23 protein-coding genes and 1 tRNA gene are annotated in these 23,614 nt (G+C 71.6%); 14 read left to right on the forward strand and 10 right to left on the reverse strand.

The window, feature by feature from the left end:
- Positions 1 to 10: 10 nt before the first annotated feature.
- The 4 genes from MTO99_RS17370 to MTO99_RS17385 form a co-directional block, all read right to left on the reverse strand.
- Entirely contained in the window at positions 11 to 946 is a 936-nt protein-coding gene (locus MTO99_RS17370) for a sugar ABC transporter permease (RefSeq protein WP_243555298.1), read from the reverse strand.
- Entirely contained in the window at positions 946 to 2,577 is a 1,632-nt protein-coding gene (locus MTO99_RS17375) for an ABC transporter permease subunit (RefSeq protein WP_243555303.1), read from the reverse strand. Before MTO99_RS17375 ends, MTO99_RS17370 begins: the two co-directional genes overlap by 1 nt.
- Before the next feature lie 91 nt (positions 2,578 to 2,668).
- Positions 2,669 to 3,886: a sugar ABC transporter substrate-binding protein gene (locus tag MTO99_RS17380; protein ID WP_243555305.1), complete on the reverse strand. Its 1,218-nt coding sequence runs from the start codon at positions 3,884 to 3,886 to the stop codon at positions 2,669 to 2,671.
- Positions 3,887 to 4,031: 145 nt separating this feature from the next.
- A complete protein-coding gene (locus tag MTO99_RS17385) occupies positions 4,032 to 6,077 on the reverse strand; it encodes a beta-galactosidase (RefSeq protein ID WP_243555307.1) in 2,046 nt (681 codons plus the stop codon).
- 164 nt (positions 6,078 to 6,241) lie between these two features.
- Between MTO99_RS17385 and MTO99_RS17390 the strand changes: the two genes are divergently transcribed.
- The 6 genes from MTO99_RS17390 to rplA all read left to right on the forward strand — a co-directional run bounded on the left by MTO99_RS17390 (position 6,242) and on the right by rplA (position 10,233).
- Complete coding sequence (locus MTO99_RS17390) at positions 6,242 to 7,255, forward strand: LacI family DNA-binding transcriptional regulator (RefSeq protein ID WP_243555311.1); 1,014 nt, start codon at positions 6,242 to 6,244, stop codon at positions 7,253 to 7,255.
- A gap of 144 nt (positions 7,256 to 7,399) precedes the next feature.
- Positions 7,400 to 7,472: transfer RNA gene (locus tag MTO99_RS17395), tRNA-Trp, on the forward strand.
- A gap of 39 nt (positions 7,473 to 7,511) precedes the next feature.
- Positions 7,512 to 7,787, forward strand: a complete 276-nt coding sequence (gene secE / locus MTO99_RS17400) for a preprotein translocase subunit SecE (RefSeq protein ID WP_243555314.1) — start codon at positions 7,512 to 7,514, stop codon at positions 7,785 to 7,787.
- 70 nt (positions 7,788 to 7,857) lie between these two features.
- Entirely contained in the window at positions 7,858 to 8,784 is a 927-nt protein-coding gene (nusG, locus tag MTO99_RS17405; RefSeq protein WP_243555316.1) for a transcription termination/antitermination protein NusG, read from the forward strand.
- A 188-nt stretch (positions 8,785 to 8,972) separates the two neighbouring features.
- A complete protein-coding gene (gene rplK / locus MTO99_RS17410) occupies positions 8,973 to 9,401 on the forward strand; it encodes a 50S ribosomal protein L11 (RefSeq protein WP_149160049.1) in 429 nt (142 codons plus the stop codon).
- A gap of 142 nt (positions 9,402 to 9,543) precedes the next feature.
- Positions 9,544 to 10,233: a 50S ribosomal protein L1 gene (gene rplA, locus MTO99_RS17415; RefSeq protein ID WP_243555318.1), complete on the forward strand. Its 690-nt coding sequence runs from the start codon at positions 9,544 to 9,546 to the stop codon at positions 10,231 to 10,233.
- Between the two features lie 101 nt (positions 10,234 to 10,334).
- Here the strand turns inward: rplA and MTO99_RS17420 are convergent, their stop codons facing one another.
- A complete protein-coding gene (locus MTO99_RS17420) occupies positions 10,335 to 10,604 on the reverse strand; it encodes an acylphosphatase (protein ID WP_243555321.1) in 270 nt (89 codons plus the stop codon).
- Positions 10,605 to 10,638: 34 nt separating this feature from the next.
- Here MTO99_RS17420 and MTO99_RS17425 point away from each other — a divergent pair, with 34 nt between their 5' ends.
- Together MTO99_RS17425 and MTO99_RS17430 are read left to right on the forward strand one after the other, a co-directional pair.
- Positions 10,639 to 10,995 (forward strand): iron chaperone, encoded by a 357-nt coding sequence (locus MTO99_RS17425; protein ID WP_243555323.1) that lies wholly within the window; start codon positions 10,639 to 10,641, stop codon positions 10,993 to 10,995.
- Between the two features lie 84 nt (positions 10,996 to 11,079).
- Positions 11,080 to 11,775 (forward strand): DsbA family protein, encoded by a 696-nt coding sequence (locus MTO99_RS17430; protein ID WP_243555326.1) that lies wholly within the window; start codon positions 11,080 to 11,082, stop codon positions 11,773 to 11,775.
- A 51-nt stretch (positions 11,776 to 11,826) separates the two neighbouring features.
- On the opposite strand, the gene MTO99_RS17435 is transcribed toward MTO99_RS17430, so the two are convergent.
- Positions 11,827 to 12,129 (reverse strand): acylphosphatase, encoded by a 303-nt coding sequence (locus MTO99_RS17435; protein ID WP_243555329.1) that lies wholly within the window; start codon positions 12,127 to 12,129, stop codon positions 11,827 to 11,829.
- Positions 12,126 to 13,490: an NAD-dependent succinate-semialdehyde dehydrogenase gene (locus MTO99_RS17440; protein ID WP_243555331.1), complete on the reverse strand. Its 1,365-nt coding sequence runs from the start codon at positions 13,488 to 13,490 to the stop codon at positions 12,126 to 12,128. The genes MTO99_RS17435 and MTO99_RS17440 overlap by 4 nt, the downstream gene beginning before the upstream one ends.
- A 195-nt stretch (positions 13,491 to 13,685) precedes the next feature.
- Here MTO99_RS17440 and MTO99_RS17445 point away from each other — a divergent pair, with 195 nt between their 5' ends.
- The 3 genes from MTO99_RS17445 to MTO99_RS17455 all read left to right on the forward strand — a co-directional run bounded on the left by MTO99_RS17445 (position 13,686) and on the right by MTO99_RS17455 (position 16,943).
- Positions 13,686 to 14,858 carry a CaiB/BaiF CoA transferase family protein gene (locus tag MTO99_RS17445; protein ID WP_243555332.1) on the forward strand — a complete coding sequence of 391 codons (1,173 nt, stop codon included), beginning with the start codon at positions 13,686 to 13,688 and terminating at the stop codon, positions 14,856 to 14,858.
- Entirely contained in the window at positions 14,855 to 16,081 is a 1,227-nt protein-coding gene (locus MTO99_RS17450) for an acyl-CoA dehydrogenase family protein (RefSeq protein WP_243555333.1), read from the forward strand. The genes MTO99_RS17445 and MTO99_RS17450 overlap by 4 nt, the downstream gene beginning before the upstream one ends.
- A gap of 139 nt (positions 16,082 to 16,220) precedes the next feature.
- On the forward strand, positions 16,221 to 16,943 hold the full coding sequence (locus tag MTO99_RS17455; protein ID WP_243555335.1) for a Pr6Pr family membrane protein: 723 nt from the start codon (positions 16,221 to 16,223) through the stop codon (positions 16,941 to 16,943).
- Here MTO99_RS17455 and MTO99_RS17460 read toward each other — a convergent pair.
- Positions 16,840 to 18,354, reverse strand: a complete 1,515-nt coding sequence (locus tag MTO99_RS17460) for a flavin monoamine oxidase family protein (RefSeq protein WP_243555348.1) — start codon at positions 18,352 to 18,354, stop codon at positions 16,840 to 16,842. The genes MTO99_RS17455 and MTO99_RS17460 overlap by 104 nt on opposite strands.
- Before the next feature lie 143 nt (positions 18,355 to 18,497).
- Here MTO99_RS17460 and MTO99_RS17465 point away from each other — a divergent pair, with 143 nt between their 5' ends.
- The 3 genes from MTO99_RS17465 (at position 18,498) to MTO99_RS17475 (ending at position 20,251) form a co-directional block, all read left to right on the forward strand.
- Positions 18,498 to 18,956, forward strand: coding sequence for a VOC family protein (locus tag MTO99_RS17465; protein ID WP_243555349.1), 459 nt, complete (start codon positions 18,498 to 18,500; stop codon positions 18,954 to 18,956).
- A 13-nt stretch (positions 18,957 to 18,969) separates the two neighbouring features.
- Positions 18,970 to 19,698: a winged helix-turn-helix transcriptional regulator gene (locus MTO99_RS17470; RefSeq protein WP_243555352.1), complete on the forward strand. Its 729-nt coding sequence runs from the start codon at positions 18,970 to 18,972 to the stop codon at positions 19,696 to 19,698.
- Between the two features lie 73 nt (positions 19,699 to 19,771).
- A complete protein-coding gene (locus MTO99_RS17475) occupies positions 19,772 to 20,251 on the forward strand; it encodes a hypothetical protein (protein ID WP_243555354.1) in 480 nt (159 codons plus the stop codon).
- Positions 20,252 to 20,265: 14 nt separating this feature from the next.
- Here MTO99_RS17475 and MTO99_RS17480 read toward each other — a convergent pair whose 3' ends face one another.
- Positions 20,266 to 21,714, reverse strand: coding sequence for an NAD(P)/FAD-dependent oxidoreductase (locus MTO99_RS17480; RefSeq protein ID WP_243555356.1), 1,449 nt, complete (start codon positions 21,712 to 21,714; stop codon positions 20,266 to 20,268).
- A gap of 167 nt (positions 21,715 to 21,881) precedes the next feature.
- Positions 21,882 to 23,408, reverse strand: a complete 1,527-nt coding sequence (locus tag MTO99_RS17485) for a helix-turn-helix transcriptional regulator (protein WP_243555358.1) — start codon at positions 23,406 to 23,408, stop codon at positions 21,882 to 21,884.
- Positions 23,409 to 23,614 lie beyond the last annotated feature (206 nt).

Genomic DNA, 23,614 nt, shown 5'->3' on the forward strand with positions numbered 1-23,614 from the left:
CCTCTCCGACCTATCCCTTGACCGACCCGGCGGTGAGCCCGCCCACGATGTACCGCTGCAGCGCGAGGAACAGCACGAGCACCGGTACCGCCGCGATCACCGCACCGGCGGCGAACAGCCCCCAGCGGCTCGCGAGCTGGTTCGACACCCACTGGTACATGCCGACCGCGAGCGTCCAGTTGTCCTCCGAGACGAGCACGATCTTCGCGAGGATGTAGTCGCCGAACGCGGTGAGGAACGCGAGCAGCCCCACCACCGCGAGGATCGGCGTGACCAGCGGCATGATCAGCCTCCAGAAGATCTGCGCGTGCGTGGCACCGTCGATCTTCGCCGATTCGTCGATCTCGACCGGCACCGTGTTGAAGAACCCGTACATGAGGAACGTGTTCGCCCCGAGGGCGCCGGCCAGGTACACGCAGATGAGCGCGATCTTCGAGTTCAGCCCGAGCGCCGGCACGACCTCGCCGAGCGTGAGCAGCATCAGGAAGATCGCGACGAACGCGAGCGCCTGCGGGAACATCTGGATGATGAGCAGCCCCGTGAGGCTCGCCCGCCGACCCGAGAACCGGAACCGCGAGAACGCGTACGCCCCGGCGGCGCCCATCAGCACGGCGCCGACCGCCGCGACGCTGCCCACGATGAGCGTGTTGCCCACCCAGGTCCAGTAGCGGGTCTCCGCGAGGGCCGCGTAGTTCGACAGGTCGAACGCGCTGAACAGCGCGCTCGAGGTCGACAGGGTGCCGCGGGGGTTGAGCGAGGCGGATGCCACGTACAGCAGCGGGAACACGGCGTAGAAGACGATGACCGCGGCGACGGGGTACTTCCACCCGACCTCCGCCCACCAGCGGCGGCGCCGGGCCGGCGTGCGATTCGAGGCATCCGCGCCCCGCGAGGGCGCCGGCGTGGGCGTCGAGGCGGTGCGCGGGGACGATCCGATGGTGGACATCACTGGTACTCCTCGAGCTTGCGGGTCTGTCGGAAGGCGAGTGCCGAGATGGCGCCGATCACGACGAAGACGATGATCGCGAGGGCGCTCGCGAGGCCGTAGTCGGCGGCGCCGCCCGAGACCCCGGAGATGTCGTAGATCGCCGAGATCAGGATGTCGGTCGCGCCGAGCGCGTACGGCGCACCCGGGATCGCGGGGCCGCCGTTGTTGAACATGTAGATGATCGTGAAGTTGTTGAAGTTGAACGCGAACGAGGCGATCGCCAACGGCCCGGTCGACACGAGCAGCAGCGGCAGGATGATCGCCCGGAACCTGCGCCACCGGCCGGCGCCGTCGATCTCGGCGGCCTCGAGGGTGTCGCCGGGCACCGCCTGGAGCGCTCCGGTGCACACCAGGAACCAGTAGGGGTAGGTGAGCCAGATGTTCACCCACAGCACCGCGAACCGGGCCAGCCACGGGTCGCCGAGCCAGTTGATGTCGGCGCCGAAGAAGAACAGGTCGTTCACGACGCCGAACTCGCTGTTGAACATGCCCCGGAACAGCAGTGCCGACATGAACGCCGGGAACGCGTACGGCAGGATGAACAGCGTTCGCAGCACCCGCCGCGCTCGCACCCGCGGGTCGTTGTAGATCAGCGCGAACAGCAGGCCGAGGCCGAAGCTCGCGCCGACCGACACCGCGGCGAACGCGAACGTCCAGAGGCTCACCATCAGCAGCGGCTGCACCAGGTCGGCGTCGGTGAAGAGCTTCACGAAATTGTCGAAGCCGACGTTCACGTACCAGCCGGCCGGCAGCCGGGTGCCGTCGTCGGCGACGAACGAACCGCGGTCGGTGGCGGCGTACACCGTGCCCGTCGCGGTGTCGGTGATGGTCTGCGCGTCGGGGTCCCACACGAGCGTCGACAGGTAGATCGCTCCGGTCGTGCCGTCGCGGGTGCGCACCGAGCCGTCGTTCGGGTCGTCCGACACCGGCACCCGCAGCGAGATCGCCTGCTCCTGCAGGGCGGGGTCGCTGAGCAGTTCGGCGCGCGGCACGACCTGCCAGCCGGGCACGTCGGTCGGGGCGCCCGAGCTGCCGAGCTGTGCGCCGTCGACCTCGGCGAGCGGTTCGGTCGCGGTGCCGACCCGCACGTCGCCGTCGTCGTCGACGATCGCGAAGCCGAACTCGCCCAGGCGCTCGACGACCGACAGCGGGTACGTCGGCGAGTCGTCGACGCGCCGCTCACCCTGGATGAGGGCCGCGTCGACGGCCTGCTCCATCGAGCCGGCGTGCCCGGTGCCGTAGTTGGTGAACGCGATGTACGCGGTGTAGCCGAACACGAACACCTGGAACACGAAGAGGAAGACCAGCCCGGGCAGCAGGTACTTCAGCGGCAGCGCGCGCTTGGTGAAGTAGACGACGTCGGCGATGACGACGAGCGCGGCCGCGATGCCGAGCACGATCCAGGACTCGGCGCGGTACGCGGCGAGCACCGTCATCACGCCGAGCGCGTTGATCACGGCCATGATCGCGAGCTTCACGAGGAAGCCCCACCCGGGGCCGCGCCATGCGCGGGCGTGCGACTCGCGTGGGCGCGCGCCCGGATCGGGCGCCGGGGCATCCGGTCGCGCCGTGTCCTCCTGGACCGTCATCTGTCTGCTCCTGGGTGCCTCGAGGGGATAAGGGGGAAGGGATGGCCGGCCGGCTCGCTGGGGGAGGGGCGGAGCCGGCCGGCCGGTCGGATCAGCCGTCGAGCGCGGCCGTGAGGTCGGCGATCATGGTGTTCCACGTCGACACGGGGTCGGCGCCGTTGATGATCTGCGACTGGGCGGCGTTCCAGAAGTCCCAGACCGACCCCATCTCGGGGATCGAGGGCATCGGCACGCCGTTCTTCGAGGATGCGAGGAAGCCCGCGATGATCGGGTCGCTGGCGACCTCGTCGGCGATGGCGGTCCACGCGGGGATGCGCGGGTCGGCCTCGTACAGCGCGCGCTGGGCGTCCTCGGTGGCCAGGTAGTTCACCAGGAAGTCCTGCGCGAGCAGCGCGTTCTTCGACTGCGACGACAGGTAGAAGCCCTGCACGCCGACGAACGGCGCGGCGGGCTGGCCGCCGGCGGACGGGATCGGGTTCACCGCGACGTTCACGTCGGGGAACGCCGAGATCGCCCACGGACCCTGGATCGTGTACGGCGCCTTGCCCGTGTTGAACAGTTCGTTGTTGATGTCGTAGTCGACGGTCGTCGACAGGATCCCGGTGCCGGCCGCGCCGTTCGCGCCGAGCCACTGCGCGAAGGCCTCGCCGTTCGCGCCGCCCATGCCGACCTCGCTGGTGTACGAGCCCGAGTCGTCCTGCACGAACACCGGGGCGCCGAACGAGGTCTGGAAGCCGTACATCGTGTACGCGTCACCGGTCTCGCCCGCGGTGTTGATCACGAAGGGGCGCTCGGTGCCGGCGGCGGTGCCCTTGGCGATCAGCTCGTCCCACGTGGCGGGGGCCTCGGCGCCCACGAGGTCGACGTTCTGGATGAGCGCGATGGTCTCGAGCGAGTACGGCAGCGCGTAGAGCTGCCCGTCGTAGGTCATCGCGTCGAGCGCGACCTGCTCGAATTCGCCGGTCTTGTCGCCGAGGTCGATCGTGTCGACCACGCCCGCGGCGACGAGCGCGCCGAGCCAGTCGTGCGCGCCGACCGTGATGTCGGGGCCTTCACCGGTGGGCACCTGGGCGATGAAGTCGTTGCGCAGGTCCTCGAAGTTCTTCTGCACGACCGTGACGGTCGCGCCGGTCTCCTCCTCGAACGCCGCGGCGGCGTCGGTGATCGCCTGCTCGCGCTCCTCGTCGCTCCAGACGACGATCTCGGGGCCGTCGGCGGCGTCGGTCTCCTCGGGCGCGGAGCTGCTGCACCCCGCGAGGACCATGGCGGATGCGAGTGCGATCGCGCCGATTGCCATCTGCTTGCGCATGATGTTCCTTCCGGATTCGGGTCGCGGGGCGGCGGTCGAGATCGCGCCGTTGCGACCGGGGGCGTCGAAGCGGATGCCTCGGACGCGTGGGTTGGGTGGTGGGTTCTCAGATCGGATGACTCTGGGGCGACGCGGTGGCGGCGGCTCAGCGATCACCTCCCTCGCGAGCGACCCGCACGACGGCCACGCCGCCGGCGGGCACCACGTGTGCGCCGTCGACCGCGGTGCCGGTGAGCAGTTCGGTGCCGGTGAGCGGTTCGGTGCCCGACGCCTCGAGCCGCGCCGGCTCGTCGCGGTGGTTGATGGCGACGACGTAGTCGGCCGCGTCGCCGCGGCGGGTGACGACCTCGAGGCCGTCGGGATGCCCCGCGGGCGCGATGCCGGCATCGGCGTACACCTCGTGCAGGAGGGTGCGCAGGCCGTCCGGGTCCAGCCGCGTGCCCGCGTACCATCCGACGCCCGCGCCGAACTCGTGGCGGGTGACCGCGGGCAGCCCCGCGCCGGGCCCGTCCAGGTGGGTGGCGACCGCCTCGGCGCCGGCGAGCGAGATCGCCTCGTGCCAGACATCCGCACCGAGCGGTGCCTGTGCGTCGCCGCGCCAGGCGACCCGCGTGCGCACCCCCTCGCGCAGCGGCAGGAACTCCTCGACGGTGAGCCCGAGCGCGTCGGCCAGCGGCGCGACGTACCCGCCCGGGTGCACCGCGTCGTGCTCGTCGACGATGGCCGAGAAGTACGAGACGAGCAGCGTGCCGCCCTGCTCGACGTACCGGGTGAGGTTGGCCGCGTCGGCCGCGCTCAGCAGGTACTGCGCCGGGGCGACGACCAGCCGGTACTTCGACAGGTCGTGTCCGGGCAGCGCGAAGTCGACGGTGATCCCGTCGCGCCAGAGCCGCTCGTAGTAGGCGCGCACGCGCTCGGCGTAGGAGAGGTCCTCCGAGGGGCGCCACTCGAGGTCCTGCGCCCAGAACGACTCGAAGTCCCAGAGCATCGCGACCTCGGCCTCGACGACGCTGCCCTGCAGTTCGTCGAGCCGGTCGAGCGCGCCGCCCAGGTCGACCACCTCGCGCCAGATGCGCGACGAGGTGCCGGCGTGGGGCAGCATCGCCGAGTGGAACTTCTCGGCGCCCGAGCGCGACGCCCGCCACTGGAAGTACAGGATCGCGTCGGCGCCGCGCGCGAGGTGCGCGAGCGAGTTGCGCGCCATCTCGCCCGGGCGCTTGGCGACGTTGCGGGGCTGCCAGTTCACGGCCGACGTCGAGTGCTCCATGAGGATCCACGGCTTGCCGCCGCCGACGGATCGCGACAGGTCGGCGGCGATCGCGAGCCCGATCTCGCCCTCGGGGTCGGCCGCCCACAGGTAGTGGTCGTCGCTCACCACGTCGACCTCGCGCCCCCACGCCCACAGGTCGGCGACCCAGGCCTGGTTCGCCATGAAGTTCGTGGTGATCGGCCGGTCGGAGTGGGCGCGGATGGCGTCGCGCTCGGCGCGGAAGCACTCGCGGAGCCGGTGGTCGGTGAACCGGGCGAAGTCGAGCCGCTGCGCGGGGTTCACGACCGAGGGGGCCACGGCGGGGGCGCCGATGTGCTCCCACGACGCGTAGTGCTGGCCCCAGAAGGCGGTGCCCCAGGCCGTGTTCAGCGCGTCGAGGGTCTGGTACCGCTCGCGGAGCCAGGCGCGGAACGCGACGACCGACTGCTCGGAGTAGTCCTCGCCGACCGGCACCCCGTACTCGTTGTGCACGTGCCAGAGCACGACCGCGGGGTGGTCGCCGTAGCGCTCGGCCAGCGCGGTGGCGATGCGCACGATCGCGTCGCGGTACGCGGGCGACGAGTGGGAGGCCATGCCGCGGGCGCCGAAGCCCAGGACGGTGCCGTCGCGGGTGATGACGCGGGCGTCGGGATGCTTCGCGAAGAACCAGGCGGGCGGCGACGCGGTCGGGGTGCCCAGGTCGACGCGGATGCCGTTGGCGTGCAGCAGGTCGAGCAGTTCGTCGAGCCAGGCGAAGTCGAACACGCCCTCGTCGGTCTCGATGAGCGCCCACGCGAAGATGCCCACGCTCACCAGGTCGACGCCGGCCTCGCGCATCAGCCGCACGTCCTCGTGCCAGGTCTCACGCGACCACTGCTCGGGGGTGTAATCGCCGCCGAAGGCGATGCCCCGGATCGCGGGCCAGGTGGGCTGGGATGACATGACGCTCCATCGGGTCGAGACTGACTGTGACCGGTCACAGTCTGTTCCGGATCGGCGGTCGGATGCGACATCCGGCCCGATCTCGTTACGCAACTGTGACCGGTCACAGGTGATCCGGCGTGCGATCGCGGCGAACGCCGCGCGTCGCGATAGAGTCCGGAATCGTGGAGCCCTCGAAGCCGAAGCGCAAGCCGACGATCCGCGACGTCGCCGCGGCCGCCGGCGTGTCGTACGGCACCGTCTCGCGCGTGATCAACGGCGGGCACTGGGTCTCCGACGACGCGCGCAGCGCGGTCGAGGCGGCAATCCGCGCCACGGGCTACACCGTCAGCCACGCCGCGCGCAGCCTCGCCACCGGCCGCAGCGACTCGATCGCGTTCCTGCTCACCGAACCGCAGCACCTGCTGTTCACCGACCCCACGTTCGCGTTGCTGCTGCGCGGCGCCGCCGAAGCGCTCGCCCAGCGCTCGATGACCCTCGTGCTGCTCGTGGCGGGCACGCCCGCCGAACGCGCCAACGTCGCGAAGTTCGTGCGCGCCGGCCACGTCGACGGGGTGCTGCTCATCTCCTCGCACGAGGACGACCCGCTCATCGACTCCCTGCTCGAGGCGAAGGTGCCCACGGTGTGCTGCGGGCTCCCGCTCGGCCACGTCGGCATGGTGCCCGCGGTGTCGATCGACGAGGCGGGCTCGGCGCGCACGATGACCCGGCACCTGATCGACCGCGGCCACCGGCGCATCGCGATGATCGCCGGCCCGCAGGACACGCCCGGAGGCCTGTACCGGCTCGAGGGGTTCCGCGACGAACTCGGCGACGCGTTCGACCCGGCCCTCGTCGAACCCGGCGACTACGGATTCGACTCGGGGGCGGCCGCGATGGCGGCGCTGCTCGAACGCGCCCCCGACCTCGACGCGGTGTTCGCGGCATCCGACAGCATGGCCGCCGGAGCCATCGCGACCCTGCGCCGCGCGGGCCTCCGCGTGCCCGAGGACATCGCCGTCGCCGGATTCGACGACTCGGGCCTCGCCGCCCAGCACTCCCCGCCGCTCACGACCATGCGCCAGCCCTGGGATCGCATCAGCGTCGAGATGGTGTCGCTGCTCGTCGACGCGATCAACGGCCTTCCGCACGACGACGTCACGCTTCCCGCCTCGCTGGTGGTTCGCGACAGCGCCTGACCCGGGCGACCGGGCGCGGTTTGGCCGCGGGGCATCCGTCGCCTAGACTTGCTGAGGTTGCCAAGCCGACCAAGCTTCTTCCTGCCCATCGGGCAGAAGCGGCGGGTGGGCGAGGCGATTCGATTCAGGGGTTTCGGCCCCTGAAGGGCGGTAGTTCAATTGGTAGAGCAGCGGTCTCCAAAACCGCAAGTTGCAGGTTCGAGTCCTGTCCGCCCTGCGAGCCGGCAGTATCGCCGGCCCACGAAAGGGAATACGAGTGGCCCGGAAAGTCATCGACGAACCCAGCGAGGACGTCGTCGCCAACGCCAAGCGCGAGCGCTCGGCACGGCGGAACCCGTTCTCCAGGATCGCCCTGTTCATCCGACAGGTCTTCGCCGAACTGAAGAAGGTCGTCACTCCGACGCGCAAGGAGCTCTTGAGCTTCACCGTCGTCGTGCTCGTGTTCGTCATCATCATGATGGCCATCGTGTGGGGGCTCGACCAGCTGTCGGGCCTGCTGGTGCTGTACGTCTTCGGGCAGCCGGGCGTCTGATCGAGACCTCGACTCCGAAGCGGAACCCCGGATCGGGTCTGCGGTCCGGGCAGAGAGAGGGATTGAACAAGTGACGAAGTACGAGCGCGACGACGTCGACTGGGCGACCGCAGCCGAGCAGTCGTCCGAGGACGACGAAGCCCAGGAGGGCGCGTCGCTCGAGCACGACGAGGCGACGGTCGAATCGGCCGAGCACATCGCCGTGCACGTCGTGGACGACGAGGGCAACGACATCGACCTCGACGCCGTGCTCGACGCGATGGCCGAGGCCGCCGACCCCGAGGCGGACGCGGTGGTCGACGACGCGCTCGACATCGACTCCGCCGAGGAGGCCCAGGCCGCGGTCGAGGCCACCGAGGAGGAGGCCGAGGACGCGTTCGACCCGTACGAGGAGTTCCGCGCCGAACTGCGGTTCCTCCCGGGCAAGTGGTACGTCGTCCACTCGTACGCCGGCTTCGAGCGCCGCGTGAAGGCGAACATCGAGCAGCGCCGCGAGACCATGGCGATGGCCGACTTCATCCACCAGGTCGAGGTGCCGATGGAGGACGTCGTCGAGATCAAGAACGGCCAGCGCAAGATGGTCACGCGCGTGCGCATCCCGGGCTACGTGCTCGTGCGCATGGAGCTGAACGAGGAGAGCTGGTCGGTCATCCGCCACACCCCCGGCGTCACCGGCTTCGTGGGCAACGCCCACAACCCGACGCCGCTGCGGTTCGAAGAGGCCTTCAACATGCTGAAGAGCCTCGTCGAGCCGAAGGAGGTCGTGCCCGCCAAGGGCGCCAAGGGCGCCGCCGCCGCGACGACCGCACGCCAGATCCCGGCCGAGGTCGACTTCGAGATCGGCGAGACGATCACCATCAAGGACGGCTCGTTCGCGGGCCTGCCCGGCACGATCAACGAGATCAAGCCCGAGAGCGGCAAGCTCACCGTGCTCGTCTCGCTGTTCGAGCGCGAGACCCCGGTCGAGCTCTCGTTCGACCAGGTCACGAAGCTCTAAGGAATCCTCCGCTATCATTGACAGGTTGCGCGCCGCGGCTCCCTGAGCCCGTCGAAGCTCCCTGAGCCCGTCGAAGCTCCCTGAGCCCGTCGAAGGGCGCACCACCCCATGCCACCGCGATCCGGAACCGCCGGGTCCGCGGGAGAGTGCCCGGGCCACCCGGGCGTTCGAACAGAAAGAGAGACATCATGGCACCGAAGAAGAAGGTCACTGGTCTGATCAAGCTTCAGATCAACGCCGGCGCCGCCAACCCCGCCCCGCCGATCGGTCCGGCGCTGGGTCAGCACGGCGTGAACATCATGGAGTTCTGCAAGGCCTACAACGCGGCGACCGAGTCGCAGCGCGGCAACGTGATCCCCGTCGAGATCACCGTCTACGAAGACCGCAGCTTCACCTTCGTCCTGAAGACCCCGCCCGCCGCCGAGCTCATCAAGAAGGCCGCCGGCGTCGCCAAGGGCTCGGGCGTCCCGCACACCACCAAGGTCGGCAAGCTGACTCAGGACCAGGTGCGCGCGATCGCCGAGCAGAAGATGGTCGACCTGAACGCGAACGACCTCGACGCCGCGTCGAAGATCATCGCGGGCACCGCCCGTTCGATGGGCATCACGGTCGAATAACCGGCTCGTTCCCTGAGCCTGTCGAAGGGAACGCCCGCTCGCCTCGCCCCTCGACAAGCAGGGGCCGAACGGGCACACAGAACTCTCATTCGTGGCAGCGCCGGCCAGGCGCGATGACCACACTCTCGCTAGGAGAATCCACATGGCACAGAAGTCCAAGGCCTACCGGGCCGCGGCCGAGAAGATCGAGGCCGGCAAGTACTACACCCCGACCGACGCCGTCGCGCTCGCGAAGCAGACCGGTTCGGGCAAGTTCGACTCGACCGTCGAGGTCGCGCTGAAGCTCGGCGTCGACCCGCGCAAGGCCGACCAGATGGTGCGCGGCACCGTCATCCTCCCGCACGGCACCGGCAAGACCGCCCGCGTCATCGTGTTCGCGACCGGCCCCGCGGCCGAGGCCGCGATCGCGGCGGGCGCCGACGAGGTCGGCGGCGCCGAGCTCATCGAGAAGGTCGCCGGCGGCTACACCGCGTTCGACGCGGCCGTCTCGACCCCCGAGCTCATGGGCCAGGTCGGCCGCCTCGGCAAGGTGCTCGGCCCCCGCGGCCTCATGCCGAACCCCAAGACCGGCACCGTGACCCCCAACCCGGCCAAGGCCGTGGAGGAGATCAAGGGCGGCAAGATCGAGTTCCGCGTCGACAAGCACGCCAACGTGCACTTCGTCGTCGGCAAGGCCTCGTTCTCGCAGGAGCAGCTGGACGACAACCTGAAGGCCGCGCTCGAAGAGGTCGTGCGCCTCAAGCCGTCGAGCGCGAAGGGCCGCTACATCCAGAAGGGCGCCGTGTCGACCACGTTCGGCCCCGGCATCCCGCTGGACGTCAACGCCATCTGACGCCCCCTGCGTCCCCGAAGGCCCCGCCTCCCGGCGGGGCCTTCGTCGTCTGCGCACCGCCCGGCGACGCGCACGGCCGCCGGAGGAGCGGCGGTGGCGGGTCAGGAGAGGACGCGGAAGCCGGGCTCGCCGGTCGGCTCGAGGTCGCTGCTGGTCATCGAGGTGACGGATGCCCCGGGCGGGCCCTCGTCGAACCAGGCGAGCATGCGGTCGATCGCGGCGGGTTCGCCCTCCAGCTCGGCTTCGACCGCGCCGTCCGAGCGGTTGCGCACCCACCCGGTGACGCCGTGCCGCTGCGCCTCGACCCGGGCGCTGAAGCGGAATCCCACGCCCTGCACCATTCCGTGCACGACGACGTGGACTCGCACCATGCAGCGAGGATAGCCCCGCGGGTAGCATGCCGCCATGGGGGACGTGAGCGACTACCTGGCCGAGCTCGACGCCGGCGACCGGGCGGTGATCGGCGGCATCCTCACCCGGGCCGCCGAACTCGTGCCCGAGGCGACCGAAGGGCGCAGCTACGGCATGCCGGCGCTGCGCTACCGCGATTCGCCGCTGCTCAGCGTGATGCGCGCGAAGGGCCACATCGGCCTGTACCCGTTCAGTCCGGCGGTGATCGAGGCGTTCGCGGCCGAGCTCGCCGGCGTCTCGCGTTCGAAGGGCACGATCCGGTTCACGGCGGAGCAGCCGCTGCCCGCGTCGCTCGTCGAACGCATCGTGCTCGCGCGTCGTGACGAGATCGACGCGGCGAAGTCGCGCTGACCCCGACGCGTGGCGTCCTCGCGGGCGTGGGCATAGGGTGCGGGTATGCACCGGTTGCAGGGCAGGACGCGTGTACTCGGATCGATGATCGCGGTCACCGCCGCGGTCGCGCTCGGCCTGTCGGCCTGCGCACCGCCGTCGGGCGGCACGAACGGCGGGGGTGCGACGGAGGGGCAGGTCACCGCGGATGCTCCGCGCGGCGTCGTCGACGACGCGTTCCAGACGGGCGAGGGTGCGGTCGTGGTCGACCTGTACAGCGACGCGTCGTGCCCGCACTGCCGCGACTTCGACGCGACCGCGGCCGAGGAGCTGCAGGCCCGGATCGACGCCGGCGAGGTCACCTACCGCCTGCATCCGATGAACTACGTGAGCGCGAAGCGCGCTGACGACACCGACTTCTCGACGCGTGTCATGAACCTGCTCGCCGTCGCCAGCGACCACGGGCAGGCCGACGCGATTCCGGCGGTGTACTCGGCGCTGGTCGCGGCGCAGGCGCCGACCCTCGACGACCCGATGCCCGACGACGACGAGCTCGTCGACCTCGCCCAGGGCGCCGGGCTCGAGGTCGACGACGAGATGCGCGACGAGATCGCCGACGGCGTCTGGGCCGCCTGGGTGCAGGCCGTCAACGACCGCGCGGTCGGGCAGCCGATCGGCGACACCGGCGAGACGCTCTCGGGCGTGCCGACGCTGCTGATCGACGGCACCCGGTTCGATATCCGGGCGGACGGCACCGACCTCGCGCGCCTGCAGCAGACGCTCGACGCCGCGACCGGCTGACGGCGCCGCGGTCGAGGGAGCGCGCCGACGGCGTTCGCGCGAGGCATCCGCTCAGCTGACGATGCGGAACTCGTGCTCGCCGGTCGCCTCGACCGGCGCGACCTCGATGCGGGTGACCTCGGAGCCGGGCGGCCCGGCCTCGAGGCGGCGCAGCATGGTCGCCACGGATGCCTCGTCGCCCTCGATCTCGGCCGCCACCGTGCCGTCGGGCAGATTGCGCACCCAGCCGGCGACGCCGAGCCGCCGGGCGTGCTTGCGCGCGAGGTACCGGTAGCCGACGCCCTGCACCCGCCCGTGCACGACGACGTGTCGGCGCACGGGCGGGGTGGGCTCGGACTCGCGGGGCACGCTCACCCGATGCGGATGAGCTTCTTGTTCACGAACTCATCGGCGCCGAGGCGGCCCATCTCGCGGCCGGTGCCGCTGCGCTTCACGCCGCCGAACGGCAGCTCGGCGCCGTCGGCGAGCACGACATTCACGAACACCATGCCGGCCTCGATGCGGTCGGCGACCCGCTGCGCCTGCTCGGGGTCGGTCGTGTAGACGTACGAGCCGAGGCCGAACGGGGTGTCGTTCGCGATGCGCACGGCGTCGGCCTCGTCGGCCGCGCGGTACACCTGGGCGACCGGGCCGAAGAACTCCTCCTTCGACGCCGGGTTCTCGGGCGTGACATCCGTCAGCACCGTCGTCTCGAAGAACGCGCCGTCGCGGCTGCCGCCGCGCACCAGCTTCGCACCGTGCTCGACGGCGCGCTTGACCTGCTCGTCGAGGTTCTCGGCCGCCTTCAGCGACGACAGCGGCCCGAGCGCGGTGTCGGCCGACGTCGGGTCGCCGGTCTCGACCTCGGCGAGCTTCGCCGTGAACTTCTCGAGGAACGGCTCGTACAGGTCGTCGACCACGATGAAGCGCTTGGCCGCGTTGCACGACTGCCCGCTGTTGTCGAGGCGCGCGTCGACGGCGTGCTGCACCGCCTCGTCGAGGTCGTCGGTCGACAGCAGGATGAACGGGTCGCTGCCGCCGAGCTCCAGGACGACCTTCTTCAGGTGCCGGCCCGCGATCTCGGCGACCGCGGCCCCGGCCCGCTCGGAGCCGGTCAGCGACACGCCCTGCACGCGCGGGTCGGCGATGACCTGCTCGATCTGGTCGTGCGAGGCGTAGATGTTGACGTACGCGCCCGCGGGGAACCCGGCGTCGTGGAAGATCTCGGCGATCGCCGCAGCCGACTCGGGGCACTGCTCGGCGTGCTTCAGCAGGATCGTGTTGCCGATCACCAGGTTCGGGCCGGCGAAGCGGGCGACCTGGTAGTACGGGAAGTTCCACGGCATGATGCCGAGCAGCACGCCGAGCGGCGAGCGGCGCACGACCGCGGTGCCGTCGCCGGCGAGCAGCTCGATCGGCTCGTCCTTCGTGAAGTCGGCGGCGTGATCGGCGTAGTACTCGTAGATCGCGCCGGCGAAGTCGACCTCGCCGAGCGCCTGCTCGATGGGCTTGCCCATCTCGCGCACGATGATCTCGGCGAGCTGCTGACGGCGTTCGACGTGCAGTTCGCCGACGCGGCGGATGAGGGCCGCGCGCTCGTCGACCGTCGTCGTCGGCACCCACTCGCGAGACGCGGCGTGCGCGGCGGCGATCGCGTCGGCCAGCTCGGCGTCGGTGATCGTCGGGTAGGTCTTGATCGTCTCTCCGGTAGCCGGATTGACCACGGCGTAGCTCATGGTGCTCCTTCTCAGACGGTGCACGACCGGGCCGGAACGGGCGTCGATGCACACTCGGGGCCACCAGCCTATGCCGACGCGGGCGCCGCGGGAACTCGCCGGAACGGCGCATCCGAGGCATCCGTTCGACGCGCGGTACACCCGGCCGCACCCCGCCCGCCGGTATCGTGGCGAGCGCCGGCCGAGGAGGACGCGATGACGGGTCGCAGGGTGCTCGACGACGTGCGCGTCGCCGACTTCTCACGCGTGCTCGCCGGCCCGTACGCGACCATGCTGCTGGCCGACTTCGGCGCCGACGTGGTGAAGATCGAACCGCCCGACGGCGACGAGACGCGCCGGTGGCGGCCCCCGGTCGATGCGACCGGGGCGTCGACCTACTTCGGCAGCGTCAACCGCGGCAAGCGGTCGGTCGCGCTCGACCTGACGGATGCCGCGCAGCGCGCCGAGGCGCAGCGGCTGGCCGCGACGGCCGACGTCGTGATCGACAACTTCCGGCCGGGGGTGATGGCGCGGTTCGGGCTGGACCGTGCCGCGCTCGCCGCGGTGAACCCGCGGGTCGTCACGTGCTCGATCACCGGGTTCGGCGGCGGGGTCGGGGCGGCGCTGGCCGGCTACGACCTGCTCGTGCAGGCGGTCGGCGGGCTGATGAGCATCACCGGCGAGGCCGACGGGCCGCCGACGAAGGCGGGCGTGGCGCTCGTCGACGTGCTGACGGGGCAGAACGCGCTCGCGGGCATCCTGCTCGCGCTGCGCGAGCGCGACCGCACCGGCGCGGGCCAGCACGTCGAGGTCACCCTGCTCGGCTCGCTGCTCTCGGCCCTCGTCAACCAGGCCGGTGCGGCGCTCGCGACCGGGGAGGCGCCCGGCCGGCTCGGCAACGCGCACCCGAGCATCGCGCCGTACGCGGTGTTCCGCGCGGCCGACCGCGACCTCGTCATCGCGGTCGGCACCGATCGGCAGTTCCGCACCCTCGCCCGGCTGATCGGTCGCCCCGGGCTGGCCGACGATGCGCGCTTCGCGACCAACCCCGACCGGGTCGCGCACCGCGACGAGCTGAGCGCGGCGCTGACCGATGCGCTCGCCGCCGCACCCGCGGCCGAATGGGTCGGGGTGCTCGGCGACGCCGGGGTGCCGGCCGGCCTCGTGCACGACGTGGTCGAGGCGATCGGGTACGCCGAACGGCTCGGGCTCGACCCGGTGGTGCGGTTCGGCCGCGCGGCGGGCGCGGCGGGCATCGCGAACCCGATCGAGCTGTCGGCGACCCCGGCCGAGTACCGCAGCGCCCCGCCCCGCCTCGACGCCGACGGGCCGTCGCCCGCCTGGCACGAGGCATCCGCCCCGCCCGCCCACCGGAAGGAACGACCATGACCGCGGCCGCCCGCATCGACGAACTGCTCGCCATCGACGCGCTGCTCACCGACGAGGAGCGCGGCTGGCGCGACAAGGCGCGCGCCTTCGTGCGCGAGCACGTGCTGCCGACCATCGCCGACGACTACGAGCAGGCGCGGTTCCGCGTCGAGCTCGCGCACGAACTGGGCGACGGCGGATTCCTCGGCATGCACCTGAGCGGCTTCGGCTGCGCCGGGGCTGGCGCCGTCGCCTACGGGCTGGTGTGCCACGAACTCGAGTTCGGCGACTCGGGGCTGCGCACGTTCGCGTCGGTGCAGGGGTCGCTCGCGATGAGCGCGATCCGCAAGCACGGCTCCGACGAGCAGCGCTGGAAGTGGCTGCCCAGCATGGCCGCGGGCGAGACGATCGGATGCTTCGCCCTCACCGAGCCGCAGGGCGGCAGCGATCCCGCGGCGATGACCACCACCGCGCGGCGGGACGGCGACGGTTGGGTGCTCGACGGGCGCAAGCGCTGGATCGGGCTCGCCTCGCTCGCCGACGTCGCGATCGTGTGGGCGAAGGCGGTCGACGGGAGCGAGACGGATGCGTCGGAGCCCGGCACGTCCGACGCGGCGGCCGCTGGCGGCAGCGCGGTGCGCGGGTTCATCGTGCCGACCTCGACGCCGGGGTTCACGGCGACCCCCATCCCGGGCAAGCTGTCGATGCGCGCGTCGGTGCAGTGCGATGTCGTGCTCGACGGGGTGCGCCTGCCCGACGATGCACTGCTGCCCGGGGCATCCGGCCTGTCGGGCCCGTTCTCGTGCCTGAACGAAGCCCGCTACGGCATCGTGTGGGGTGCGCTCGGCGCCGCGCGCGCCTGCCTCGAGGCGGCGCTCGACCGCGCGGTGTCGCGCGAGGTGTTCGGCCGGCCGATCGGCGGGTACCAGCTCACGCAGGCCAAGCTCGCCGACCTCGTCGTCGAGTACCAGAAGGGCATGCTGCTCGCGCTGCACCTCGGGCGGCTGAAGGAGGCCGGCCGGCTCACGCCCGCGCAGATCTCGACGGGCAAGCTGAACAGCGTGCGCGAGGCGCTGCGGATCGCGCACGAGTGCCGCACGATCCTCGGCGGCGACGGCATCACGGCGGAGTTCCCGGTGATGCGGCACGCGGCGAACCTCGAGTCGGTGCGCACGTACGAGGGCACCGACGAGATCCACCAGCTCGTGATCGGCCGGGCGCTGACGGGGCTGAACGCGTTCTGACGTCGGTCGGACCCGCCCGCTCGCGATGCAGGCACCGTGTGCCGTCCGAGGGAGTGCCGACGGTGCCGCGGACTGAACACGGTGCCTTCGGCGGGGCGTGAGCCGCGGGCCACCGCGCGCGGCCGCGTACCGTGGAGTCATGTCCCCGCGCACCGCGCGCCGGCTCCTCGGCGGAACCCGACTCGCCGTCGCGGCCGTCGAGATCGTCGCGCTGGTGGGCAACTTCGAGTACGTGCTCGGGTTCCGGCTGTTCGCGACCGCGAACTTCTTCAGCTACTTCACCGTGCAGTCGGCGTTCGCCGCGGTCGTGGTGCTCATCGTGGCCGGATGGTTGGCGCTCACCGCCCCGAAGGATCCGCCGTGGCTCGGGGTGGTGCGCACGTGCGTCACGGTCTACGTGATCGTGTCGGGCATCGTGTTCGGGGTGATCGTCGTGCAGGCGTCGTCGTATGCGTACCGGGTCGACGTGCCCTGGTCGGACACGCTGCTGCACTTCGTCGTGCCCGCGCTCATCGGCCTCACGTGGACCGTCGACAGCATCCTCGCGGTGAATCCGCCCGTGCCGTGGACGACGGTCGGATGGGTGCTGCTGTTCCCGGCGGCGTGGCTGGTGTTCGCGCTCTGGCGCGGATCGGACGTGGGCTGGTACCCGTACTTCTTCCTCGACGAGACGCAGGTGGGCGGCTGGCCGGGGGTCGTGTTCTGGTGCCTCGTGTGCCTGGTGATCTTCCTCGCCGTGACGGCGCTGCTCGTCACGGTCAACCGGTGGCTGTGGCGAAGGGCGCGAGCGCGGCGAGCACCTCGTCTTGGAACTCGTCGTCGTCCAGCGACTCCAGTCGCGTCGCCTGCGTCGCGGCGATGACGCCGACGATGACGGGCTCGCCGGTGCCGCGGCCGACGTCGAGCCACGCCGCGACGGTCGGGCTCGAGCCGACGACGGTGAGTACGTCGGGCGTCGGCGCCGCGGCGTCGGCGTCGGGCATCGCGGCCGCCTCGTCGGCGCTCGGCACGTCGGTGCGCCAGAACGCCTCCTCGAACCGCAGCCACACGGTGTCGAGCTGCCCCACGCCGAGCAGCGAGATCGCGCGCTGGTGGGTGAGCGGCAGCCGCGGCTCGAACCGGATCGTCGAGGTCTTCAGCACGCCGAGCGGGGCGGTGACGATCACCCGGTCGGCCGTGATCGACTCGCCCGTGTCGAGCCGCAGGCTCACCCGCTCGTCGGTGTAGGCGATGCGGGTGACGGTGCTCGACACGGCGATGTCGACCTCGGCGGTGAGGTCGTCGACGACGTCGCCGAGCCGGCCCTGCACGAGCCGGAGGGTGCGGCCCAGCCGGTCGCGGTCGACGCTCGCGGCCGAGACCCGCGTGGTGGTCGCCCCGGTGGCGACCTCCACGCCGCTCGAGATCGCGTGCGCGAGCCAGTCGGTCGCGCGCACGCCGTGCTCGTCGGGGTCGGTCGGCAGTGCGGCGGTCGCGCCCGAGTCGACGAGGGCGGTCGCGACCGACACGTCCTGGGGCTGGGCGAGCGCCCAGTTGTGCGCGTCGGCGAGGGCCGCGACGCCGACCGGGTCGATCGGCACCCACGCGCCGTCGGTCGCGAGCGCCGTGGCCGGCACATCGATCAGCCGGGTGTCGACGGACGCCTCGTCGAGCAGGTCGTCGACCGCCTCGGCGTCCGCGCCGACGAAGAGGGCGCCGAGTTGGGCGGACCCGCCGAACGCGTCGTCGTCGATCGAGTGGACGCGTCCGCCGGCGCGGTCGCGCGCTTCGACGACGACGACCCGGATGCCACGGCCCACCAGTGCGTTCGCGGCGGTGAGCCCGGCGAGCCCGGCGCCGACGACCACCACGCGTTCGCCCTCGCCGGTGCGAGCCGCGACGGCCGCGGCGGCCGCCTCGCCCGAGGCGATCGCGCCCTGCATGGTGCCGGGCGCATCGGTCGAGCAGGCCTCGCCGGCGAACCAGAGCCGGTCGCGCACCGGGCGGGACAGTGCGACCCGGAGACGCTCGGTTCCGCCGACGTCGGCGTAGCTGATGGCGCCGCGGGCGAACGGGTCGGCGCCCCAGCGCGATCGCCGCATGGCGATGAGGCGGGGCAGGCCGTCGGGCCCCGGGCGCGGGGTGAAGGCGGGCGACGGCGACGGACTCGGCGAAGCGGTGGGGGAGGACTCGGGGGTGCAGCTCGACAGCGCGACCGTGGTGACCCCGGCGAGTGCCGCTGCGAGGAAGGTGCGCCGCGGCATCCCCTCGCGCGGTCGCCCCCTGGAGTCCATGGATTCAGGCTAGCCGCGGTTCGCGCGCGGCGGCGGCTCGTGGCATCCGATCGTTACTTGCTATTGACAAGTGAACTTGCAAAGAGCAAGCTAGCCCTCGAACCCGAGGATGACACTCGACACGAATCCCACCGGAGGACACCATGACCCTCAGCATCTTCGTCAACATCCCGACGACCGACCTCGAGCGCTCGAAGGCGTTCTACGAGGCGCTCGGCTTCACCGTCAACCCGCTCTTCACCGACGACAACGCGGCGTGCATCGTGCTGAGCGACACGATCTACTTCATGGTCGTGACCCGCGACTACCTGCAGACCTTCACCGACAAGCCGATCATCGACCCGAAGACCGGCGCGCAGACGCAGATCTCGCTCACCCGCGACTCGCGCGAAGCGGTCGACGAGATCGTCGCGAAGGCGCTCGCCGCCGGGGGTACCGAGCCGCGCGAGGCGCAGGACTACGGCTTCATGTACTCGCGCGACCTGGAGGACCCCGACGGCAACCTCCTCGGGTTCCTCTACATGGACCAGGCCGCCGCCGAGCAGGGGCCCGATGCGTACCTCGCCCAGCAGGGCGCGGGCACGCCGCAGGCGTCCGCCTGAGCCGGGCCACCGCGTGGGAACGCGCATCGCGCGCGGCTTCGGCCAGTACAGCGGGGTGGCCCGTGCCGTCGAGCGGGTCGGGGAGCGGTGGGCGCTGCTCATCGTCCGCGACCTGCTCGCCGGCGCGCGCCGCTACAGCGACCTCAAGGCATCGCTGCCGCGCATCCCGACGAACATCCTGAGCGACCGGCTGAAAGAGCTGCAGGAGGCGGGCGTCGTCCGGCGCGTGCCGACGGTGCGCGGCGGGTACGAGCTCACCGACTCCGGGCGCGCGCTCGAGCCCGTCGTGCTCGCGCTCGAGCGATGGGGATGGCACGTGCTCGGCGAACCCGCCGAAGGCGAGGTCGTCTCCGCCGACGCGCTCGCGGTCTCGCTGCACGCCGCATTCCGCCCCGAGCTCGCCGCGGCGCTGCCGCCGACCGAGTATGTGCTGCACGTCGGCGGCGCCGGCCTGTCGGCGGTCGTCGCCGGGGCGGTGCTGGACGTGGTGCCGATCGGCCCGGGCGCACTGCCGCAGCCGCGGCGGCGCACCGCCGTGGCGGCCCCCGAAGACGTGGTCGAACTCGCGGTGGCTCCGGCCGGGTTCCGCGACCTGCTCGCGGGCACGGCCGACCCGTCGGCGGTGTCGATCCTCGCCGGGCGCCGGGAGTTCCTCATGAGGTTCACGCGCACGTTCCGCATCGATCCCGTCGTGCCCGACGGGTCGAGCGAAGCGGCGGGCGCCGAGGCATCCGTCGCATAGGGTTCCGTTTCGCGCGCAGCCTTGGCAGAATCCGGAGCGTACTTTCGATTCCCGATGGGTGAGGAGCAAGAGGATGAGGATGAGGCATGCAGGGTATGCGGCGGTGAGTGCCGGAGCGCTCGTGGCGGGTCTGCTGATCGGGGCGGCGCCCGCGCACGCCGCGGGAAGCGGGTGCGACAGCGCCGACCGCCCGCCCTCGGCCAACACCTGGTACGACCAGAGCAACAACTACCGGGGCACTCGTTCGTCCTATCGCTACAACACCTACCACCTCTCGACCGTCGTCTACGAGACGTTCGGCCCGAACTACTACCAGGCAGAGGTGTGGTTCGAGGGCGGCATGCAGCCGCCGCAGCGCGTCGACTGTCAACGTAAGCCCGACACGCCGAAGCCGACGCAGCCGAACCCCCAGCCGATGAACGTCGGCGGAGTCGCAGGGGGCGGCGTGTTCCTGCCGACCGGTGGGATGACGATCTGGATGTCGAATCCGGTCATCCGCACGGGGACGGTCAACGTGGGCCAGCCGACGCCGGTGGACACCCTCGTGGAGTAGCGGCCCGGCGCCGTTCACGAGTCGAACCCGAGCCCGAGCGCGTCGAGCAGTTTCAGCATCGGGCCGCGCCGCCCGCCCGCGTGATCGGCGCGGTCGAGCGCGCGGCGCACCGCGTCGATGCCGATGCCGGCTGCCGGCTCGGGCGGGAACGGCACCGGCCGCTCGCGGACCATCCGCAACGAGGTGCGCTCGTTCTCGCGACCCTCGAGCAGGTCGAGCATGACGTCGGCGGCGAACCGGGTCGCGGCCACCCCGAGCCCCGTGAAGCCGGCCGCGTAGGCGACGCGACCCTCGCGCGCCGTGCCGTAGAACGCGCAGAACCGCGTGCAGGTGTCGATCGCGCCCGCCCACCGGTGGGTGAATCGCAGGCCCTCGAGCTGCGGGAACATCGTGAGGAAGTGGCTCGCCAACCGCTCGAAGCTCTCGGGGCGGTCTTCGTACTCGGGGCGGATCAAGCCGCCGCGGTGGTACACGGCGTCGTACCCGCCGAACAGGATGCGGTCGCCGCTCCGCCGCAGATAGTGGAACTGGTTCGCCAGGTCGCTCACGCCCTGCCGGCCGTGCCAGCCGATCTCGGCGAGCTGCGCCGCGCTCAGCGGCTCGGTCATCAGCGCGTAGTCGTACACCGGAACGGTCATCAGGCGGTTGCGGCGCAGCAGCGACGGGAAGACGTTCGTCGCGAGGACCGCTCGCTTGGCGAGCAGCCGTCCGTCGTCGGTGACGAGCTCGACGGCACCGGTCGAACCCGGGCTTTCGATCGCGCGCACGGGGGAGTGCTCGAAGATCTCGACGCCGAGCGCCTCGGCCGCGCGGGCCAGTTCGGCCGCCAGCTTCGCCGGGTGCACGAGCGCTCCCGTGCGCCGCTCCCAGACGGCGCCGAGCACGATCGGCGACGCGATCGCGTCGCGTGCGGCGTGCTCGTCGAGCAGGGTCACCTCGTCGGCTTCGCCGCGGGCGGATGCCTCGGCCGCCCACTCGTGCAGCCACTCGACCTGGTGGGGCTCGACGGCGACCCCGAGCGTGCCGGTGCGCTCCCAGTCGGCGTCGATGCCCCAGGTCTCGAGGTCGGCCTCGAACGCGTCGAGGTTCTCACGACCGAGCCGCTCGAGCAGGTCGATCTCGTCGGGCCAGCGGCTCGCGCCGTTCTCGCGGCCGTGCGTGAGGGATGCTTCGCAGAACCCGCCGTTGCGGCCCGACGCGGCCCAGCCGATCGACTTCGCCTCGAGCACGACGACCCGGGCGTCGGGCTCGCGGCGCTTCGCGAGCAGCGCCGTCCACAGGCCCGTGTACCCGCCGCCGACGACCGCGAGCTCGGCGACGCTGCGGCCCGTGAGCTTCGGTCGGCCGCCGACCGCACCGGCGGGCAGGTCATCGAGCCAGAACACCGACTGGCGCGAGCCTTCGAGCGCGTGGGCGATGACGGATGCCGGCGGCCGGCGCCGTTCGTAGACGGTGGTTGCCATGCCTCATCCTCTCGCGCCGGCCCGTGCGCAATTCAGGTGCGGAGGTGTGTCGCGCCGCCGACACGCCGGGTCGGGGCGCGACACGCCGTGCGCGAACCTGAATTGCGAACGTGGCGGGGGGGCGAACGTGGAGGGGGCGATCGGGCGGGAGGCGAACGGGCGGAAGGTTATGTGCGCGGGGCGTGGGCCTCGAGGAACTGGAAGACCTCGGTCTGGTCGACGCCGGGGAACGTGCCCGTCGGCAGCGCCGCGAGCAGGCTCGTGGGCGTGCGGGCGGCCGGCCACGAGGCATCCGCCCATTTCTCGGCCAGGCCCGCCGGGGCCTGGCAGCAGGCCGGGTCGGGGCACCGCGACACCGCACGATGCGGTGTCTCGCGACCGCGGAACCACTTCACGTGCTCGAACGGCACGCCGACCGAGACCGAGTACTCGCCCTCTTTCGCCTTCTCGATGCGTGACGTGCACCAGAACGTGCCGGCCGGCGTGTCGGTGTACTGGTACCAGGGGCTGAACCGGTCTTCGACGTCGAACACGGTGCGGGCCGTCCAGTTGCGGCACATCGTGGTGCCCTCGATCGCGCCGAGCGCGTCGGACGGGAACCGCACCCGGTCGTTCTCGTACGCCTTGATGATGGTGCCCGACTCGTGCACCTTCGTGAAGTGCACGGGGATGCCGAGCCGGGCCGTCGCGAGGTTCGTGAACCGGTGCGCGGCGGTCTCGTATGACACGGCGAACGCGTCGCGCAGGTCCTCCATCGAGATGCGGCGCAGGTTCTTCGCCTCGGTGAGGAACCGCACCGCGTCGGCCTCGGGCAGCAGGATCGCCGCGGTCAGGTAGTTCGTCTCGATGCGCTGGCGCAGGAACTCGCGGTAGCTCGCGGGTTCGGCGTGGCCGAGCAGATGCGACGAGATCGCCTGCAGGATCGGCGAGCGCGAGTCGCGCGACGGCGACTGCGACGTGGGGAGGTAGATGCGTCCGTTGCGCTTGTCGGTGACGGACCGGGTCGAGTGCGGCAGGTCGCCGACGTAGTGCAGCGAGAAGCCGAGGTGCGAGGCCATGTCGGCGACGAGCTGGTTCGAGAGCGGGCCGCCGGCGTGGCCGACGGCTTCGAGCAGCTGGGATGCCTCGCGCTCGAGCTCTTCGTAGTAGTTGTCGCGGGCGCGCATCTCGGCGCGGAGCTGGGCGTTCGCGCGGCGCGCCTCCTCGGGCGTCGCGGCGCGTTCGCGGTGCAGGCGGGTGATCTCGTCGTGCAGGGCGAGGATCGTCTGCAGCGTCGCGTCGCTCATCGACTTCGCCACCCGGAACGGCTCGAGCCCGAGGGTGTCGAACACCGGGCCGCGCATCGCGCGTTCGACGGCGATCTCGAGCGCGGCGCGCTCGGACGGGGCGTCGGGGCGCAGCAATTCGTCGGCGGTGGTGCCGAGCGCGAGCGCGATGGTGCGCAGCATCGACAGCCGCGGTTCGCGTTTGCCGTTCTCGATCGCGCTCACCTGCGAGGGGGCGCGGTCGATCGCCGCGGCCAGGGCGCCGAGCGTCATGCCCCGGGCGAGACGGCGGTCGCGGATGCGCCGGCCCAGCGTGAGGGCGTCGACCTCGCTCTCGTCGCGCTCGAGCACCGGCTCGGCGAGGGCTGCGGCGAGTGCCGCGGCCGGCGAGCCGTGACCGGCTGAGGTGGGGCGATCGGCGATGACCATGCCTCATGGTCACACGCGGAGAACAGCACTGCAAACAGAACAATCAGGGAAGTTCACGCGGATGCTGCGCCCTGCTCCGAGCAACAGGGCGCTCGCGTGGCATCCGACTGTGAAGAATCGTCCTGATTCTGCGCCGGTCCGGCCTCCCTCCAGCTCCTCGCCGCCCGGGCGCGACGACTCGTGAGCCTCGGATCCTCGCCCCGGAC

Origin of the sequence: Agromyces larvae, from assembly GCF_022811705.1 — a bacterium.
Classification (GTDB): Bacteria; Actinomycetota; Actinomycetes; order Actinomycetales; family Microbacteriaceae; genus Agromyces; species Agromyces larvae.

What these genes read in the sequence shown, in the direction of transcription:
- MTO99_RS17370 (WP_243555298.1), bottom strand. Translation starts at nt 946, where the DNA reads ATGTCCACCATCGGATCGTCCCCGCGCACCGCCTCGACGCCCACGCCG.
- MTO99_RS17375 (WP_243555303.1), bottom strand. Translation starts at nt 2,577, where the DNA reads ATGACGGTCCAGGAGGACACGGCGCGACCGGATGCCCCGGCGCCCGAT.
- MTO99_RS17380 (WP_243555305.1), bottom strand. Translation starts at nt 3,886, where the DNA reads ATGCGCAAGCAGATGGCAATCGGCGCGATCGCACTCGCATCCGCCATG.
- MTO99_RS17385 (WP_243555307.1), bottom strand. Translation starts at nt 6,077, where the DNA reads ATGTCATCCCAGCCCACCTGGCCCGCGATCCGGGGCATCGCCTTCGGC.
- rplK (WP_149160049.1), top strand. Translation starts at nt 8,973, where the DNA reads ATGGCACCGAAGAAGAAGGTCACTGGTCTGATCAAGCTTCAGATCAAC.
- rplA (WP_243555318.1), top strand. Translation starts at nt 9,544, where the DNA reads ATGGCACAGAAGTCCAAGGCCTACCGGGCCGCGGCCGAGAAGATCGAG.
- MTO99_RS17420 (WP_243555321.1), bottom strand. Translation starts at nt 10,604, where the DNA reads ATGGTGCGAGTCCACGTCGTCGTGCACGGAATGGTGCAGGGCGTGGGA.
- MTO99_RS17425 (WP_243555323.1), top strand. Translation starts at nt 10,639, where the DNA reads ATGGGGGACGTGAGCGACTACCTGGCCGAGCTCGACGCCGGCGACCGG.
- MTO99_RS17430 (WP_243555326.1), top strand. Translation starts at nt 11,080, where the DNA reads ATGATCGCGGTCACCGCCGCGGTCGCGCTCGGCCTGTCGGCCTGCGCA.
- MTO99_RS17440 (WP_243555331.1), bottom strand. Translation starts at nt 13,490, where the DNA reads ATGAGCTACGCCGTGGTCAATCCGGCTACCGGAGAGACGATCAAGACC.
- MTO99_RS17445 (WP_243555332.1), top strand. Translation starts at nt 13,686, where the DNA reads ATGACGGGTCGCAGGGTGCTCGACGACGTGCGCGTCGCCGACTTCTCA.
- MTO99_RS17450 (WP_243555333.1), top strand. Translation starts at nt 14,855, where the DNA reads ATGACCGCGGCCGCCCGCATCGACGAACTGCTCGCCATCGACGCGCTG.
- MTO99_RS17455 (WP_243555335.1), top strand. Translation starts at nt 16,221, where the DNA reads ATGTCCCCGCGCACCGCGCGCCGGCTCCTCGGCGGAACCCGACTCGCC.
- MTO99_RS17460 (WP_243555348.1), bottom strand. Translation starts at nt 18,354, where the DNA reads ATGGACTCCAGGGGGCGACCGCGCGAGGGGATGCCGCGGCGCACCTTC.
- MTO99_RS17465 (WP_243555349.1), top strand. Translation starts at nt 18,498, where the DNA reads ATGACCCTCAGCATCTTCGTCAACATCCCGACGACCGACCTCGAGCGC.
- MTO99_RS17475 (WP_243555354.1), top strand. Translation starts at nt 19,772, where the DNA reads ATGAGGATGAGGCATGCAGGGTATGCGGCGGTGAGTGCCGGAGCGCTC.
- MTO99_RS17480 (WP_243555356.1), bottom strand. Translation starts at nt 21,714, where the DNA reads ATGGCAACCACCGTCTACGAACGGCGCCGGCCGCCGGCATCCGTCATC.
- MTO99_RS17485 (WP_243555358.1), bottom strand. Translation starts at nt 23,408, where the DNA reads ATGGTCATCGCCGATCGCCCCACCTCAGCCGGTCACGGCTCGCCGGCC.